Below are 17,024 nucleotides of genomic sequence, written 5' to 3'. Positions count from 1 at the left end.
CATGAACTTCGGCTTTGGCACCGCCCGTGGCCGCGGCTACCGTCCCGAGCAGGTCGACCGCTTCCTGGACGAGCTCTCCGAGGACCGCGACGCCGCCTGGGAGCGGGCCGCCCGGCTCACCGTCCTGGCCAACGAGATGGACGCCGAGTGCCGTGCGCTGCGCGAAGCCGTCGCCACCCTCGCGCCGCCCTCGTACGACACCCTCGGCCCCCGCGCCCAGGAGCTGATGCGCCTCGTCGAGGACGAGGCCGCCGCCGTACGCGGCCGCGCCGAGGCCGAGGCCCGCTACGCCCACGACACCGCCGAGGCCGCCCGCCTCGCCCTGCTCGACGAAGCCCGGGCCGCCGCCCAGGCCCGCCTCGCCGCCGCCGAGGAACACGTCCAGCACGTCATCGGCAAAGCCCGGGCCGGTGCGGCCGCCCTCCGCGCCGACGCCGAACGCGAGGCCGCCCGCCTCCACGGCGAAGCCCAGCGCACCGTCGAAGCCGTACGCCACGACTCGGAGAGCACCCTCGCCGAGCTCGACAAGGAGTACCGCGAACGCCTCGACGCCCACCACCACGAATTCGCCGAGCGCGAGGCCGGCGTCGACAGCCGCATGGGCGAACTCTCCGCCTACGCCGAGAACCTCACCGGCGAGGCCGAACGCACCCTGTCCACCGCCCAGGCCGAGGCCCGCCGCCGCCAGGACGATGCCGAGGCCGCCGCCTCCGAACTCCTCACCCAGGCCCGCGTCCGCGAGGAGCGCATCCGCCGCGAGGCCGAGCGCGAGCTGCGCGAGCACGAAGTCCGCCGCGAGGAGATCCGCGAACACCTCGCCCACGTACGTTCCACCCTCGCCGCCCTCACCGGCCGCGAGCCCGTGGAGGAAGCGGACGCCGACCCGGCCACGGGCACGGGCACGGGCACGGGCACGGGCACCGGCACCGGCACCGGCAGCACGGACGCGGACGCGGACGCGGACACGGACGCGACGGAAGCCGGATAGGTGGCAGGGGCAAGAAATTGCCCGGCACCCTCTTGCCCGATTCACGGGCCCGGACTTATGGTCGACTCAGCTAACTAACCAGTCCGTACATTGTGTGAACGGAAAAGGCAGGCCCCGGTGAAAGCAGCGGTACTGACCGGCCCCGGCCGGATCGAGACGGTCACCGACTGGCCCGAGCCCGTCCTCGGCCCCGCCGACGTCCTGGTCGAGATGGGCGGCGTCGGGCTCTGCGGCTCCGACCTCACCGTCTTCGACGGCAGGCGCCTGCCGCCCGCCACCCCCTGGGTCATGGGCCACGAGGGCTTCGGCCGGATCTCCGCCCTCGGCACGGACGTCCGGGGCCGCGAGCTGGGCGACCTCGTCGCGATCGAGCCCAACTACAGCTGCCTGGACTGCCCCGCCTGCCGCAGCGGCCGCACCTCCGCCTGCCCGAACCGCGCGATCGTCGGCATGAACGCCCCCGGCGTCCTCGCCGAGCGCGTCGCCGTCCCCGCCCCCTTCGCGCACCCCGTCGCCCCCTCGGCCGGCCTCACCGGCGCCGACCTGGCCTGCGTCGAGCCGTACGCCGTCGCCCGTACCGCCGTCCAGCGCAGCCAGGTCACCGCCGACGACCACTGCCTCGTCATCGGCGCCGGCGCGCAGGGCCTGCTGGTCTGCCTCGCCCTCCTCGAACTCGGCATCAAGCCCGCCGTCACCGAACCCCACCCCCAGCGCCTCGCCCGCGCCCAGGAGATCGGCGCCACGGTCGCCGCCGGCACCGACAGCGGCTACACCTACGTCTTCGAGACCTCCGGCCACGCCCCCGCCCTCCGCGCCGCCGTCGAACGCAGCGCCCCCGGGGCCAACGCCGTCCTGATCGGCCTCAGTGGCGCGGACCTCCCCTTCACCGTCGAGGAAGTCGTACGCAAGCAGCTCGTCCTGCGCGGTTCCCTCATCTACGACCACCCCGACGACTTCGCCGCCGCCATCGCCGACCTCCAGCGGGCCGCCTTCCGCCCCAGCACGGTCATCGACGCCGCCTTCCCCCTCCAGGCCGCCCAGGACGCCTTCGCCGGCGCCCGCGAACGGGCCGGCAAGACCTGGATCCGCATAGCCGACGAGCACTGACCCGAAGCGGCTCAGCCGGTCCGGGCAGGCACCAGGGCCGAGACGCGGAAGCCGCCGTCGCGGGTGGCGCCGGCGGCGAAGCCTCCGCCGAGGGCGGCGACACGTTCCTTCATCCCGATGAGGCCGTTGCCGCCGCTGGGCAGCCGGAGCGAGGGCCCGGCCGAGGCACCGTCGGCCGGGCCGTTGAGCACCAGAACCGCCACTTCCTGGGGGCGATAGGCGAGGCGCACCTGCGCCTTGGCCCCGGGGGCGTGCTTGTGGACGTTGGTCAGCGCCTCCTGCACGACGCGGTACACCGTGGTCTCGACCCGCGCGGCGACCGGCCGCCTGGCCCCCTCGACCGTGAAGTCGACGGCCATCCCGACCGCACGCGACTCCTCCACGAGCGCGTCCAGCTCGTCGAGACAGGGCCCGTCCTCCTCGGCGGTCACCGCCGGCGCGGCCGGCTCCGTACGCAGCACACCGAGCATCTGCCGCAGTTCGTTGAGGGCCTGGCGGCCCATGTCCCCGAGCAGCTCGGCGTTCGCGTGGGCCTTCTGCGGATCCTTCAGCGCCACCGCCTGCAGGGCGGCCGCGTGCACCACCATCAGGCTCACCCGGTGGGCCACGACGTCGTGCATCTCGCGGGCGATGCGCGTCCGCTCCTCCATACGGGCACGTTCGGCGCGCTCCGTGGCCTTCTCCGCGAGCAGCGACAGCTCCCGCTCCAGGCCGTCGGCCCGCTCGCGCAGGCTCTCCACCAGCCGCCGCCGCGCCCCGACATACAGGCCCAGCAGCACCGGCGGGGCGTTGAGCCCCACGGCCGCCAGCACCGAGGTGACCACCGCCGCCGCGAAGGGGCCGTTGTAGCCCTGGGCGGTCTTGAGGAAGGTCACGATCAGCGTGCCGGCCACCGACATGCCGGCCAGCACCGCCGTGATGCGGCGCGGCACATCCGACGCGGCCAGCGTGTACAGGCCGACCATGCTCAGCACGACGCCCAGCTGGGCCGGCGTCACCGCGATCGCCACCAGGACGACCGCCACCGGCCAGCGGCGCCGCAACAGCAGCACCGAGCCGGTCACCAGCCCGAACAGGCCCGCGACCACCACCGATACGCCGGTCCGCTGGGCGAACGACACGCCCTCGACCAAGCACTCCACCGCGGATATCGCGGCCAACGTGGCGTCGAGCACCATGCTGCGCCGCCTGGACCACCACCACGGTCCCCCGGCGGCCCTCCGGCCGCCCCCTGCCCGTTTCTGAGGTACGGACTCCCCCGTCGTACTCATGTCCCCCAGCGTAGGCCCTGCCTCCTGCCCTGCCTGCGCCCTGTCCGTCTGGCGGGCGCGACGACTCCCCGGGGCGGCTGCGACCTATCCTGGTGCCCGTCGGACAGCGCGGTCCGCCCACCCGTCGCCCATTCCACTGCACGAGGAGCCGCACCTGTGAGCAGCGCCGACATCACGACCGAGAGCGCGCCCCTACGCGCGGACATCCGCCGGCTGGGTGACCTGCTCGGCGGGACGCTCGTCCGGCAGGAGGGCCAGGAGCTCCTCGACCTCGTCGAGAAGGTCCGTGCCCTGACCCGGACCGACGGCGAGGCCGCCGCCGAGCTGCTGGGTGAGACCGATCTGCAGACGGCCGCCAAGCTGGTGCGCGCCTTCTCCACCTACTTCAACCTGGCGAACGTCACCGAGCAGGTGCACCGTGGCCGCGAGCTGCGCGCCCGCCGCGCCGCCGACGGCGGACTGCTCGCCCAGACGGCCGACCTGCTCAAGGACGCCGACCCCGAGCACGTACGCGAGACCGTCAAGCACCTCAACGTACGTCCGGTCTTCACCGCCCACCCCACCGAGGCCGCCCGCCGCAGCGTCCTCAACAAGCTGCGCCGTATCGCCGCGCTCCTGGACAAGCCGTCGGAGGGCGGCGACCGCCGCCGCGCCGACCTGCGCCTGGCCGAGAACATCGACCTGCTCTGGCAGACCGACGAGCTCCGGGTCGTACGCCCCGAGCCCGCCGACGAGGCCCGCAACGCCATCTACTACCTGGACGAGCTGCACAGCGGCGCCGTCGGGTACGTACTCGAGGACCTGTCCGCCGAGCTGGAGCGGGTCGGCGTGCCGCTGCCGCCCGAGACCCGCCCGCTGACCTTCGGCACCTGGATCGGCGGCGACCGGGACGGCAACCCCAACGTCACCCCCGCCGTGACCTGGGACGTGCTGCTGCTCCAGCACGAGCACGGCATCAACGACGCGCTGGCCCTCATCGACGACCTGCGCGCCGCCCTGTCCAACTCCATCCGCAACACCGGCGCGAGCCAGGAGCTGCTGGACTCCCTCGACCGCGACCTCGCCCTCCTCCCGGAGATCAGCCCGCGCTACAAGCGGCTCAACTCCGAGGAGCCCTACCGCCTCAAGGCGACCTGCGTCCGCCAGAAGCTCGTCAACACCCGCCAGCGCCTCGCCAAGGGCGCCCCGCACGTCGAGGGCCGCGACTACCTCGGCACCGCCGAACTGCTGGCCGACCTGCGCCTGCTCCAGGACTCGCTGCGCGCGCACAAGGGCGAGCTGATCGCCGACGGCCGCCTGGACCGGGTGATCCGTACGCTCGCCGCCTTCGGCCTGCAGCTCGCCACCATGGACGTACGCGAGCACGCCGACGCCCACCACCACGCCCTCGGCCAGCTCTTCGACCGCCTCGGCGAGGAGTCCTGGCGGTATGCGGACATGCCGCGCGACTACCGGCGCAAGCTGCTCGCCAAGGAGCTGCGCTCGCGCCGCCCGCTGGCCGGCACCCCGGCCCCGCTGGACGCGGAAGGCACCAAGACCCTCGGGGTGTTCCACACCATCCGCGAGGCCTTCGAGCGCTTCGGGCCCGAGGTCATGGAGTCGTACATCATCTCGATGTGCCTCGGCTCCGACGACGTCTTCGCGGCGGCGGTGCTCGCCCGCGAGGCCGGGCTGATCGACCTGCACGGCGAGGTCGCCAGGATCGGCATCGTGCCGCTGCTGGAGACCACGGACGAGCTCAAGATCGCCGACCAGCTCCTCGACGAGATGCTCTCCGACCCCTCCTACCGCAAGCTCGTCTCGCTGCGCGGCGACGTGCAGGAGGTGATGCTCGGCTACTCCGACTCCTCCAAGTTCGGCGGCATCACGACCTCCCAGTGGGAGATCCACCGCGCCCAGCGCCGACTGCGTGACGTCGCCCACCGGCACGGCGTACGCCTGCGGCTCTTCCACGGCCGCGGCGGCACCGTCGGCCGGGGCGGCGGCCCCTCGCACGACGCGATCCTCGCCCAGCCCTGGGGCACGCTGGAGGGCGAGATCAAGGTCACCGAGCAGGGTGAGGTCATCTCCGACAAGTACCTCATCCCGTCGCTGGCCCGGGAGAACCTCGAACTGACCGTCGCGGCAACGCTGCAGGCCTCCGCCCTGCACACCGCGCCCCGCCAGTCCGACGAGGCGCTGGCCCGCTGGGACGCCGCCATGGACGTCGTCTCGGACGCCGCGCACGCCGCGTACCGGCACCTGGTCGAGGACCCGGACCTGCCCTCGTACTTCTTCGCCTCGACGCCCGTCGACCAGCTCGCCGAGCTGCACCTCGGCTCGCGCCCGTCCCGCCGCCCGGACTCCGGCGCGGGCCTGGACGGACTGCGGGCCATCCCGTGGGTGTTCGGCTGGACCCAGTCGCGGCAGATCGTGCCGGGCTGGTTCGGCGTCGGATCGGGCCTGAGGGCGGCCCGCGAGGCGGGACTCGAGCAGGAGCTCACCGAAGCCCACGAGCAGTGGCACTTCTTCCGCAACTTCCTGTCCAACGTCGAGATGACGCTGGCCAAGACGGACCTGCGGATCGCCCAGCACTACGTCGACACGCTCGTCCCCGACGAGCTGAAGCACATCTTCGACGTCATCAAGGCCGAGCACGCGCTCACGGTCGAGGAAGTCCTGCGCATCACCGGCGAGAGCGAACTGCTGGAGGGCCAGCCGGCGTTGCGGCAGACCTTCCACATCCGCGACGCCTACCTCGACCCGATCTCGTACCTCCAGGTCGCCCTGCTGCACCGCCAGCGCGAAGCCGCCGCCCGCGGCGAGGACCCGGACCCGCTGCTGGCCCGCGCCCTGCTGCTGACGGTCAACGGCGTGGCGGCCGGCCTGCGCAACACGGGCTGAGACAAGGCGATGGCGCCGACCCCGCGAAGGGGCCGGCGCCATCGGCGTTTCCGATCGGACTGCTCAGGCCTTACGGCGTCGCCGCAGCATCACCAGGGTCGCCGCGCCGGCACCGAGCAGCAGCACGGCCGCGAGGGCGATGCCGCCGACGTTCGCACCGGTCTCGGCGAGGCCGCTGTCGTCGGCAGCCGCCGAAGCCGTGGCTGACGCCGAGGCGGACGGCGCAGCGGAAGCGGACTCCGAGGACGAGGCGGACGGCGAAGCGGACTCCGAGGACGTCGGCGTGCCGCCGCCGGCACCACCGGGCTGCGTGGTGGACGGAGCCGGGCTGGACGGCGTGGCCGGCGCCGAGGATTCCGAGGAGCCGGAAGCCGGGCAGGTGTGCGACAGGTTGAACCACTCGACGTTGCCGCCCTCGACCTCGGCGACCGCGGAGACCAGCTCCGCGCCCGGCTCGGACGCCACGTACGCGTGCTTGTCGGACGGCGGCCCGAAGTCGGTGACGACCTGCTCCCCGCCGGGCTTGAAGGTCACCGTGAGCTTGACGAAGTCCGTGGAGTTCCCGGGCAGGACGAAGTGCCAGCCGTCCTGGTCGTCGGGGATCGTGGAGCAGTCCGCCTCGTTCTCGACGCCGTCTGAGGTGGCGGTCAGCGGGAGGTCTTGGTGCAGTGGAACCGTGTACGTGCCGTCGGCCGCGAAAGCGGGAGCGGCAGCGGGTGCGAGCAGCAGCGAAACCGCCGCTATGACCGCGCAGGCCGGGGACAGGGTGCGCATGGGCATACCAACCTGAGGGTGAAAGATGGCGACAATGCGGGGAGAGGAGAGCAGGTTCCAGCCAACTCACCCGCCCGTCAAGGCCAACAACACCCCATGCGCCCCATTTCGACACAGGAATCCCATAGGCGGGGCGTAACAATCCGGCCAAGCCGGTCAGTTCAGCTGGGGGGACCCGGCCCGACCCCAGCCGCTCACAGCGCCAGGAACGCCGCGAACAGCAGCCCGCCCCCGGCCAGTGCGGCGCCCCAGGCCGTACGGCGCAACCGCAGGCCGCCCGCCAGCACCAGGGCGGCCAGCAACAGTGCGCCGCCCAGCGGGATCCAGGTGTGCAGCACGCCGGCCAGGTCGGCGCGCACCACCGTGGACGTGCCGGGCTCGACCGCGACCGGGATCTGCTCGCCGGTGTGGTGGGTGACCGACTTGTCGATCGTCACCTTCGCCCGGACGGTGCCCTGGCCGTCCTTCGGCAGGAAGGGGCCGGTGCAGGTGTTCTCCCCGCAGGCCGACACCGTCATCGTGCCGTGCTCCCGCCCCTTGGTGAGCATCACGTGCTGGGCGGTCTTCCAGGAGGTCCACACCCCCGCGGTGAGGATCAGCAGCACCAGGGCGGACAACAACAGGACCTTACCGAGGAGCAGCAGCCCGAAGGCGCCCTCGGCGGTGCGGCGGGAACGGCTCCGTTTGACCATGCGGGCGATCCTTGGCCAAAACCTGCCCCTCGGTCAACCGCCGTCAGCTGTCAGATCAGCTGTTGTACGTGGTCTGCGCCCGCTCCAGGCCCTCCGAGATCAGCGCCTCCACCGAATCCGCCGCCCGGTCCACGAACCAGTCGAGCTCCTTGCGTTCGGCGGAGGAGAAGTCCTTCAGCACGAACGCCGCCACATCCATCCGCCCGGGCGGCCGGCCGATCCCGCACCGCACCCGCAGATAGTCGGGCCCCAGCGACTTCGTGATCGCCTTCAGCCCGTTGTGGCCGTTGTCGCCGCCGCCCTTCTTCAGGCGCAGCGTCGCGTAGTCGATGTCCAGCTCGTCATGGACCGCGATGATGTTTCCCACCGGCACCTTGTAGAAGTCGCGCAGCGCCGTCACCGGACCACCGGACAGGTTCATGTACGTCATCGGCTTGGCCAGCACCACCCGGCGGCCGCCGATCCGTCCCTCCACCACCTGGGCGCGGCTCTTGTGCGACTTGAATCGGCCGCCGATCCGCTCCGCGAGGAGATCGGCCACCATGAAGCCGATGTTGTGCCGGTTCCCGGCGTACTCGGGCCCCGGATTGCCCAGCCCGGCCACCAGCCAGGGCCCCTCCGGGGTCGCTTCCGATGCGCTCATGCTCATGCCGTCCATTCAACAGGAACCGCCGCCCCGCTCCGAGAGGAGCGGGGCGGCGGCACGGTACTGCGAGAAGTGCGGAACCCGATCAGGCCTCGGTGCTCTCGGCGCCTTCCTCGGCCTCGGCACCTTCCTCGGCGACCTCGGCCTGCGCGGCCAGGATCTGCAGGACGACCGTGTCCTCGTCGACGGCGAGCGTGGTGCCCTGGGGCAGCGGGATGTCCTTGGCGAGGATGGAGGCACCGGCCTCCAGGCCCTCGATGGAGACGGTGACCGACTCGGGGATGTGCGTGGCCTCGGCCTCGACGGGCAGGGCGTTCAGCACGTGCTCGAGCAGGTTGCCACCGGGGGCCAGCTCGCCCTCGGTCAGGACCTGGATCTCGACGGTGACCTTCTCGCCGCGCACGACGGTGAGCAGGTCCACGTGCTTGAGGAAGCCCTTGATGGCGTCACGCTGGACGGCCTTGGGGATGACCAGCTCGGACTTGCCGTCGATGTCGATGCTGATCAGCACGTTCTTGGTGCGGAGCGCGAGCAGCAGCTCGTGGCCCGGCAGGTTGGCGTGCTTCGGCTCGGCACCGTGACCGTAGATGACGGCAGGCACCAGGCCGGCGCGACGGGCACGACGGGCAGCGCCCTTGCCGAACTCGGTACGGGTCTCACCGGAGATCTTGATCTCGGCCATGAAGCTCACTCCTCGCAATAGAAAGACGGGGCGTTCACGTCACCCGGCCCACGACGGGCCGTTCCTGTACGAGGAGCGCGCCGATAACGGAGGCCGTGAAAACAGAGGGGGCCTCCCTCGCCGAGCAACTCCTGGAGTCTACCCGGCGGGGAGGCCCGCTCAGAAATCGATCTTCTACGCGATCAATGCCGCGACCAGCGCAGCGATCAGTGCGCGTCCTCGAAGAGGCTCGTCACCGAACCGTCCTCGAACACCTCGCGCACCGCGTTGGCGATCGTCGGCGCGATCGACAGCACCGTGATCTTGTCCAACTCCAGCTCGCCCGGCGTCGGCAGGGTGTCGGTGAAGATGAACTCGCTCACCTTCGAGTTCTTCAACCGGTCCGCCGCCGGACCGGACAGCACGCCGTGCGTCGCGGTCACGATGACGTCCTCGGCGCCGTTCGCGAACAGCGCGTCCGCGGCCGCGCAGATCGTGCCGCCGGTGTCGATCATGTCGTCGACCAGGACGCAGATACGCCCCTTCACGTCACCCACGACCTCGTGGACGGTGACCTGGTTCGCCACATCCGGGTCGCGACGCTTGTGCACGATCGCCAGCGGCGCGCCGAGGCGGTCGCACCAGCGGTCGGCCACCCGGACGCGGCCGGCGTCCGGGGAGACGATGGTCAGCTTGCTCCGGTCCACCTTGGCGCCCACGTAGTCCGCCAGCAGCGGCAGCGCGAACAGGTGGTCCACCGGACCGTCGAAGAAGCCCTGGATCTGGTCCGTGTGGAGGTCCACGGTCAGGATCCGGTCCGCGCCCGCGGTCTTCAGCAGGTCGGCGATCAGGCGGGCCGAGATCGGCTCGCGACCGCGGTGCTTCTTGTCCTGGCGCGCGTAACCGTAGAACGGCACGACCACGGTGATGCGCTTCGCGGAGGCCCGCTTCAGCGCGTCGATCATGATCAGCTGCTCCATGATCCACTTGTTGATCGGAGCGGTGTGACTCTGGATCACAAACGCGTCGGAACCACGAGCCGACTCCTCGAAGCGGACGTAGATCTCGCCGTTCGCAAAGTCGAACGCCTTCGTCGGTACGAGGCTCACGCCCAGCGTGTGGGCGACCTCCTCCGCGAGCTCGGGGTGTGCGCGGCCGGAGAAGAGCATCAGCTTCTTCTCACCGGACGTCTTGATCCCGGTCACTGCACCGTCTCCTTGGAGTTCGACTGGCGGCGAAATTGTGTGCTCCTCACACGGTACGCGCTGTTCAAGACACCCGTACACGCGGGGGAACGCCCCGAACCGCCCCTTTACTCGCCGCGCCGGGCCGCTTCGGCGGCCTGTGCGGCGGCACTTCCAGGACGCTTTCTGGCCACCCAGCCTTCGATATTCCTTTGCTGGCCACGGGCGACGGCCAGCGAGCCGGCCGGCACATCCTTCGTGATCACCGAGCCCGCGGCAGTGTAGGCACCGTCCCCGACTGTGACAGGCGCCACGAACATATTGTCCGAACCCGTCTTGCAGTAGCTGCCGACCGTCGTGTGGTGCTTCGTCTCGCCGTCGTAGTTCACGAACACGCTGGCGGCACCGATGTTGGTGTGTTCGCCGATCGTCGCGTCGCCCACGTACGACAGATGCGGCACCTTCGTACCCTCGCCGATCGTGGCGTTCTTCATCTCGACGTACGTACCCGCCTTGGACTTCGGGCCGAGCCTGGTGCCGGGCCGCAGGTACGCGAACGGGCCGACCGTCGCCTCCTCGCCGATCTCGGCGCTGTCCGCGACCGTGTTGCTCACCCGGGCCCCGGGGCCGACCGTGGTGTCCGTGAGTGTGCTGTTCGGGCCCACCTCGGCGCCGGTGGCGATCCGGGTCGCCCCGTGCAGCTGGGTGTTGGGCAGCACGAGGGAGTCCGGCTCGAACTCCACGGTGACGTCCACCCAGGTCGAGGCGGGGTCGACGATCGTCGCGCCCTGCAGCATCGCCCGCTCCAACAGACGGTCGTTGAGGCTCCGACGGGCCTGGGCGAGCTGTACGCGGTTGTTGATCCCGGCGATCTCGCGGTGGTCGGCGGCGATCGCGGCGCCGACCCGGTGACCGGCCTCGCGGAGGATCTCCAGGGTGTCGGTGAGGTACTCCTCGCCCTGCGCGTTGTCCGTCGTCACCTTGCCCAGCGCGTCCGCGAGCAGCCGCGCGTCGAAGGCGAAGACCCCGGAGTTGATCTCCCGGATCGCCTGCTGCCCGCCGTCGGCGTCCTTCTGCTCCACGATGGCCAGCACCGCGCCGTCCGCCGCCCGTACGATCCGCCCGTAGCCGGTCGGGTCCGGGACCTCTGCCGACAGGACGGTCACGGCGTTGCCGTCGGCCTGGTGCGCCGCCACGAGGGCGGTCAGCGTGCCGTCGGTGAGCAGTGGGGTGTCCCCGGCGGTGATCACGACGGTGCCGGTCAGCGCGGGGAGCGTCTCCAGGGCGACGCGGACGGCGTGGCCGGTCCCGTTCTGCTCGTGCTGGACGGCCGTGCGGATCCCGGGATCGATCTCTTCCAGGTGCGCCGTGACCTGCTCCCGGGCGTGGCCCACCACGACCACCAGGTACTCCGGGTCCAGGGCACTCGCGGCCGCCACGACATGGCCGACGAGGCTCCGGCCGCTGATCGTATGCAGGACTTTTGGCGTTGCCGACTTCATGCGGGTGCCCTCACCCGCGGCAAGAACGACGACAGCAGCCGGGCGATGGGCGCTCACAGGAGGGGCTCCTCGGCATCGGGTCAGTGACACCCGCAGGATACCGGGGCGTTTCAGGCCAGAAATGCGTGCGGGCCACGACGGAAGGTCGCAGCCCGAACATTACGCTCCGCTGCCAGGATTCGAACCCGGACTTATCGGACCAAAACCGACAGTGCTGCCATTACACCACAGCGGATAGCACATCCAGCCGACTCGGACCCCCTGATCAGGCCGCCGAATCGACGCCCACCACTATGCCGTACCGGCAGTCCTCGACGCGAGGGCGTAGATCACCCGCGGGATCACCCACAGGTTCGGGTGAATCTCCACGAGCGTGCCGCCCGAACCTGGGTACAAGAGCAGAGAACCGTATTCCACGCCGACACGCAGGCTCTGTTCCATCGCAACTTGGCGCTGCCATACTTCCGAGGCCGTAGGTTACGGTTCCGTAGCACGGCACATCGTATGAAACCCCCACACACCACACCCCTGGCGAGGGATCACCATGACCACAGAGACAGACGTGATCACAGAGCCCCGGGAACCCGGGTCCGGGACGGCGAACGAGGCGACGGCGCTGCCGAAGGCGACGCTGGGCGGTGACAAGAAGGGATCGCTCGAGCAGATCACGCTGGGTCTGTTCATCGGGATCCCATTCGTGGCACTGCTGGCCGCGATCCCCTTCGCGTGGGGATGGGGGATGAGCTGGCTGGATCTGGGCCTGATGGTGGGCATGTACTACCTCGGCTGCCACGGCATCACGATCGGCTTCCACCGGTACTTCACCCACGGGTCCTTCAAGGCCAACCGCCCGCTCAGGATCGCGCTCGCCGTCGCCGGCTCGATGGCGGTCGAGGGACCGCTCGTGCGCTGGGTGGCCGACCACCGCAAGCACCACAAGTTCAGCGACGCCGAAGGCGACCCGCACAGCCCGTGGAAGTACGGCGAGACGGTCCCGGCCCTGCTCAAGGGCCTGTGGTGGGCGCACATGGGATGGATGTTCGACGAGGAGCAGACGCCGCAGGGCAAGTACGCCCCGGACCTGATCAAGGACCCGGCGCTGCGGCGGGTCAGCCGCGACTTCTGGTTCTGGACGACGTTGTCGCTGGCGCTGCCGCCACTGGTGGGCGGTCTGGTCACGATGTCCTGGACGGGAGCCGCGTCGGCGTTCTTCTGGGGCTCGCTCGTGCGGGTCGCGCTGCTGCACCACGTGACCTGGTCGATCAACTCGATCTGCCACGCCATCGGCAAGCGCCCCTTCCGCTCCCGGGACAAGTCGGGGAACGTCTGGTGGCTGGCCGTGCTGTCCTGCGGTGAGTCCTGGCACAACCTCCACCACGCCGAGCCGACATCCGCCCGCCACGGGGTCCTCCGCGGGCAGATCGACTCCAGTGCGCGGCTCATCCGCTGGTTCGAACAGCTGGGCTGGGCGACCGACGTCCGCTGGCCGACCGCTGACCGTATCGCGGCCCGGCGTAAAGAGAGTGTCAGTGAAGCGGCATGATTGACGCGTGAGCGACGGCACTGGCAGGAGCAGCGAGGGTACGGGGTCGCGGCGTGCCCGGCGCGTACGGATGACGGGCAAGGAGCGCCGCGAGCAGCTTCTGGACATCGGCCGGACGCTCTTCGCGGAGCGCGGCTTCGAGGGCACCTCGGTGGAGGAGATCGCGCACAAGGCGGGGGTCTCCAAGCCGGTCGTCTACGAGCACTTCGGCGGCAAGGAGGGGCTCTACGCCGTCGTCGTGGACCGCGAGATGCGCCGGCTGCTCGACATGGTCACCGGCGCCCTGACCGGCGGCCATCCGCGGGAGCTGCTGGAGCAGGCGGCCTTCGCGCTGCTGGACTACATCGAGCAGTACACGGACGGTTTCCGGATCCTCGTCCGGGACTCCCCGGTGGCGCAGTCGACCGGCACCTTCGCGTCGCTGATCAGCGATATCGCGACGCAGGTCGAGGACATCCTGGGGATGGAGTTCAAGCAGCGGGGCTTCGACCCGAAGATGGCGCCGATGTACGCACAGGCCCTGGTCGGCATGGTGGCGCTGACCGGGCAGTGGTGGCTGGAGACACAGAAGCCGAAGAAGGCCGAGGTCGCCGCCCACCTGGTCAATCTCTCCTGGAACGGGCTGTCGGGGCTGGAGCCCAAGCCACGCCTCATCGGACACCGCAAGAACTGAGGGCCGGTCTTCGCGAAGACCGGCCCTCGTCGCGCTCACTCCCTTAACGCGACCGGCTCAAGGAATTCCAGCCGGTTGCCGACCGGGTCCTCGGAGAAGAAGCGCATGTGCCCCGGCAGGTCGTAGTCCCAGACGACCGGGGCGCCGCGTTCCTCCAGCTGCTTGGCGAAGTCGTGGATGCCGGTGACCCGCACGCCCGGGTGGGCCTTCCTCGCGGGGCGGAAGTCGGCTTCGATACCCAGGTGCAGCTGGACGGTGCCGTCCCCCGTCGCGAACCAGCAGCCGCCCTTGGCGGCCAGGACGGGCGGCTTGGCCAGTTCGGTGAGGCCGAGGGTGCCCACGTAGTACGTACGCAGGGCGTCCTCGCTGCCCGCCGGGGCGGCGAGCTGGACATGGTCGATGGCGGATATCCCTGAGGTCACCGGACGGCCTTCTTTCGTACGACGGCGAAGATGCGCCGGAAGGGGAAGACAGTGCCGCGCGGGCCTGCCGGATAGGCCTTGCGGAGCAGGTCGCGGTACTGGGCGAGGAACTCCCGACGGGCGGCGGGGTCGTCGGCCAGGGCGGTGAGGACGGGGCGCAGCGCGGTGCCCTTGGTCCAGTCGAGGACCGGATCGTCGCCCTGGAGGAGCTGGACGTACGTGGTCTCCCAGACGTCGGGCTCGTCGGCCAGGCCGGGGAGATCGGAGAGGCGTTCCAGATAGCCGGCGGGTTCGAGGATGTGGATGAAACGGCGGCCGTGGCCGTCGCCGAGGCGGTCGCGCCACTGGGGGGCGTCGCAGAGCTCGCCGAGCAGGGCGTGGCTGGGGGAGGTGAAGTTGCCCGGGACCTGGAAGGCGAAGGTGCCGCCGGGTGCGAGGTGCTCGTACCAGGCGGGAAAGCGGTCGGCGTGGCCCTCGACCCATTGGAGGGCGGCGTTGGAGACGATCAGGTCGTAGGTCTGGTCCGGGGTCCAGTGGGCGGCGTCGGCAGGGGCGAAGTCGAGGCGGCCGCCGCCGGGGGTGGCGCCTTCGTACGACGTGGCCGCCTCCAGCATGTCGGGGGAGCTGTCATAGCCGGTGACATGGGCGTCCGGCCAGCGGTGGGTGAGCAGGACGGTGACATTGCCCGGGCCACAGCCGATGTCCGCGATGCGCGGGGGGTGGCCGGGGAGCTCGGATATACGGGCGAGGAGGTCGTGGAAGGGACGGGTGCGGTGAGTGGCGTGTCGGAGGTACTGCTGGGGGTCCCAACTGGCTGCAGGTTGCATTTTCGTACTCCCTGGTCAAGAGCGAATCCGGCTCCTGGGCCCGACATTGCCCATACGTTCCCCGAATTAATCTCTTGATGTCAAGAGACTTCATGTCGACAGAACCACTACACTGATCTCCATGGAGGACGAGGTCGACCGGCTGGTCGCTGCATGGCGCCGAGAGCGCCCCGACCTCGACGTTGAGCCGCTTGAGGTACTGAGCCGGGTGAGCCGGCTGGCCCGGCATCTGGACCGGGCGCGACGGCTGGCGTTCTCCGAGCACAGCCTGGAGCCCTGGGAGTTCGACGTCCTGACCTCGCTGCGCCGTGCCGGGCAGCCGTATCAGCTCTCCCCCGGCCAGCTGCTGACCCAGACACTGGTCACCTCGGGCACGATGACCAACCGCATCGACCGGCTGGCCAAAAAGGGCCTCGTCGAGCGGCTTCCGGACCCCTCGGACCGGCGCGGAGTACTGGTGCGCCTCACCCCGGAGGGGCAGGACCGGGCCGATCAGGCCCTCGCCGGACTTCTGGCCCAGGAGCGGGCGATCCTGGCCGAGCTCTCAGACCGCCAGCGCGGCGAACTGGCGAATCTTCTGCGGCAGTTGACCGCACCCTTCGACAACGTCCCGGGCTGATTCGGGATCTTGTTTCGCGGGCCCCCCAGTGGCCACGCACTGCTACCGGTTGCGTACTCATAGTGGCACACCTAGCTTGAGGGTGTGAAGGCCGCATAAAGACCCAAATGGTCACTTTTGCGGCACCCGGCACGGTTCATGTTTGGCAATTCCGTGTCGGTTTCCAATCCGGACCCACGCCGGGTCCCTCTCCAACATTGGAGATGCAGATGACTCTGCAGAAGAGCCTGACCAAGATAGCCAGCGCGGCCGCCACGGGTGTCCTCGCCTCGGCGCTCGCATTCGGCACCACCGGCACGGCCTTCGCCGACGACACGCCGCCGGGCAACGGCCCGGAGGTCACGTCCCCCAACACGGGCGACGACGGCCTCGCGCCGGCCTTCGACGACGAAGTGACGACGCCGGCCATCCCCGGCGACATCGACGCCCCGGACGCCTCCGACGCCCAACTCCCGGACCTGTCCGGCGAGATGTCCTCGGCGGCCTCGGTCGACTATCCGCACCGCTCGTTCTACAAGGGCCGGGTCATCTCCCGTATCGGCCTGCGGATCCGCTCCGCCCCCAGCACCCGCGCCCGCGTCCTCGGCACCCTGCCGCGGGGCGCGGAGGTGTGGATCCAGTGCAAGGTGTACGCGCAGAGCGTCGACGGCAACCCGCGCTGGTACAAGCTCGCCAAGGGCTACTGGGCCTGGTCGGCCGCGCGCTACATCACCAACATCGGCCCGGCCCCGCGCTATTGCCACTTCAAGCAGCGGCAGGACGACTTCAACAGCCACAACAACCACCATGGCCGCGAAGACGGTCGTGACAACTGCCGCGAGAACGGCCGCGAGAACGGCCGCGACAACGGCCGCGAGAACGGCCGCGACAACGGCCGGGACAATGGCCGCGAGAACGGCCGCGACAACGGCCGCGACAACTGCCGCGACAACAACAGCTCGCACCACGGCAACAACGGCAACAACGGCTCGCATGAGGGCAACAACGGCAACAACGGCTCGCATGAGGGCAACAGCAACAACAGCGGAAGCCAGCACGGCAACAGCAACAACAGTGAAAGCCAGCACGGCAACAGCGGGAGCCAGTACGGCAACAAGGGTGAAAACCAGGAGTCCAGCTGGAACAGCAACGAGAGCTGGAACAACGATTCCGGCTGGGAGAACAGCTGGAACAGCTCCAAGGGTGGCAACTAAGACACCGGCTCCATCGGTGACCCGGCGGCCTGCTTTCCC

The 17,024-nt window shown here is 70.2% G+C and carries 16 protein-coding genes and 1 tRNA gene; 7 read left to right on the top strand and 10 right to left on the bottom strand.

Features of this window, described 5'->3' with window-relative positions:
- The first annotated feature begins 1 nt into the window (after position 1).
- Both ACFXJ5_RS29890 and ACFXJ5_RS29885 read left to right on the top strand, forming a co-directional pair.
- On the top strand, positions 2-988 hold the full coding sequence (locus ACFXJ5_RS29890) for a DivIVA domain-containing protein (RefSeq protein ID WP_384637715.1): 987 nt from the start codon (positions 2-4) through the stop codon (positions 986-988).
- 117 nt (positions 989-1,105) lie between these two features.
- Positions 1,106-2,095 carry a zinc-binding dehydrogenase gene (locus tag ACFXJ5_RS29885; protein WP_384637712.1) on the top strand — a complete coding sequence of 330 codons (990 nt, stop codon included), beginning with the start codon at positions 1,106-1,108 and terminating at the stop codon, positions 2,093-2,095.
- Between the two features lie 11 nt (positions 2,096-2,106).
- On the opposite strand, the gene ACFXJ5_RS29880 is transcribed toward ACFXJ5_RS29885, so the two are convergent.
- Positions 2,107-3,366, bottom strand: coding sequence for a sensor histidine kinase (locus ACFXJ5_RS29880; protein WP_384637709.1), 1,260 nt, complete (start codon positions 3,364-3,366; stop codon positions 2,107-2,109).
- Positions 3,367-3,522: 156 nt separating this feature from the next.
- On the opposite strand from ACFXJ5_RS29880, the gene ppc reads away from it, so the two are divergent.
- Positions 3,523-6,249: a phosphoenolpyruvate carboxylase gene (gene ppc, locus ACFXJ5_RS29875; RefSeq protein ID WP_384637707.1), complete on the top strand. Its 2,727-nt coding sequence runs from the start codon at positions 3,523-3,525 to the stop codon at positions 6,247-6,249.
- A gap of 63 nt (positions 6,250-6,312) precedes the next feature.
- Here ppc and ACFXJ5_RS29870 read toward each other — a convergent pair whose 3' ends face one another.
- From ACFXJ5_RS29870 to ACFXJ5_RS29840, 7 genes are all read right to left on the bottom strand, one after another.
- Positions 6,313-7,023, bottom strand: coding sequence for an LPXTG cell wall anchor domain-containing protein (locus ACFXJ5_RS29870; RefSeq protein WP_384637704.1), 711 nt, complete (start codon positions 7,021-7,023; stop codon positions 6,313-6,315).
- A gap of 194 nt (positions 7,024-7,217) precedes the next feature.
- The gene (locus ACFXJ5_RS29865; protein ID WP_384637702.1) at positions 7,218-7,715 is read right to left on the bottom strand and encodes a hypothetical protein; all 498 of its coding nucleotides are present in this window, start codon (positions 7,713-7,715) and stop codon (positions 7,218-7,220) included.
- Positions 7,716-7,770: 55 nt separating this feature from the next.
- On the bottom strand, positions 7,771-8,358 hold the full coding sequence (gene pth, locus ACFXJ5_RS29860) for an aminoacyl-tRNA hydrolase (RefSeq protein ID WP_384637698.1): 588 nt from the start codon (positions 8,356-8,358) through the stop codon (positions 7,771-7,773).
- Between the two features lie 88 nt (positions 8,359-8,446).
- Positions 8,447-9,043: a 50S ribosomal protein L25/general stress protein Ctc gene (locus ACFXJ5_RS29855; RefSeq protein WP_384637695.1), complete on the bottom strand. Its 597-nt coding sequence runs from the start codon at positions 9,041-9,043 to the stop codon at positions 8,447-8,449.
- A 206-nt stretch (positions 9,044-9,249) separates the two neighbouring features.
- Entirely contained in the window at positions 9,250-10,227 is a 978-nt protein-coding gene (locus tag ACFXJ5_RS29850; protein ID WP_384637692.1) for a ribose-phosphate diphosphokinase, read from the bottom strand.
- 107 nt (positions 10,228-10,334) lie between these two features.
- Entirely contained in the window at positions 10,335-11,765 is a 1,431-nt protein-coding gene (glmU, locus tag ACFXJ5_RS29845; protein ID WP_384637690.1) for a bifunctional UDP-N-acetylglucosamine diphosphorylase/glucosamine-1-phosphate N-acetyltransferase GlmU, read from the bottom strand.
- Between the two features lie 107 nt (positions 11,766-11,872).
- Positions 11,873-11,943 (bottom strand) — tRNA-Gln (locus ACFXJ5_RS29840).
- A gap of 309 nt (positions 11,944-12,252) precedes the next feature.
- Between ACFXJ5_RS29840 and ACFXJ5_RS29835 the strand changes: the two genes are divergently transcribed.
- Both ACFXJ5_RS29835 and ACFXJ5_RS29830 read left to right on the top strand, forming a co-directional pair.
- A complete protein-coding gene (locus ACFXJ5_RS29835) occupies positions 12,253-13,251 on the top strand; it encodes an acyl-CoA desaturase (RefSeq protein ID WP_384637687.1) in 999 nt (332 codons plus the stop codon).
- A gap of 70 nt (positions 13,252-13,321) precedes the next feature.
- The gene (locus ACFXJ5_RS29830; RefSeq protein WP_384637888.1) at positions 13,322-13,924 is read left to right on the top strand and encodes a TetR family transcriptional regulator; all 603 of its coding nucleotides are present in this window, start codon (positions 13,322-13,324) and stop codon (positions 13,922-13,924) included.
- A gap of 35 nt (positions 13,925-13,959) precedes the next feature.
- On the opposite strand, the gene ACFXJ5_RS29825 is transcribed toward ACFXJ5_RS29830, so the two are convergent.
- Positions 13,960-14,346, bottom strand: coding sequence for a glyoxalase (locus ACFXJ5_RS29825; protein WP_384637684.1), 387 nt, complete (start codon positions 14,344-14,346; stop codon positions 13,960-13,962).
- Positions 14,343-15,173: a trans-aconitate 2-methyltransferase gene (locus ACFXJ5_RS29820; RefSeq protein WP_384637681.1), complete on the bottom strand. Its 831-nt coding sequence runs from the start codon at positions 15,171-15,173 to the stop codon at positions 14,343-14,345. The genes ACFXJ5_RS29825 and ACFXJ5_RS29820 overlap by 4 nt, the downstream gene beginning before the upstream one ends.
- 121 nt (positions 15,174-15,294) lie before the next feature.
- Between ACFXJ5_RS29820 and ACFXJ5_RS29815 the strand changes: the two genes are divergently transcribed.
- Positions 15,295-15,792, top strand: a complete 498-nt coding sequence (locus ACFXJ5_RS29815; RefSeq protein ID WP_384637679.1) for a MarR family winged helix-turn-helix transcriptional regulator — start codon at positions 15,295-15,297, stop codon at positions 15,790-15,792.
- 209 nt (positions 15,793-16,001) lie between these two features.
- Complete coding sequence (locus ACFXJ5_RS29810) at positions 16,002-16,985, top strand: SH3 domain-containing protein (protein ID WP_384637676.1); 984 nt, start codon at positions 16,002-16,004, stop codon at positions 16,983-16,985.
- The last annotated feature ends 39 nt before the right edge of the window (positions 16,986-17,024 follow it).

This window comes from Streptomyces sp. NPDC059373 (assembly GCF_042751495.1).
In the GTDB taxonomy this organism is placed as follows: Bacteria; Actinomycetota; Actinomycetes; order Streptomycetales; family Streptomycetaceae; genus Actinacidiphila.
This window is presented reverse-complemented; position numbering and strand designations above follow the sequence as displayed.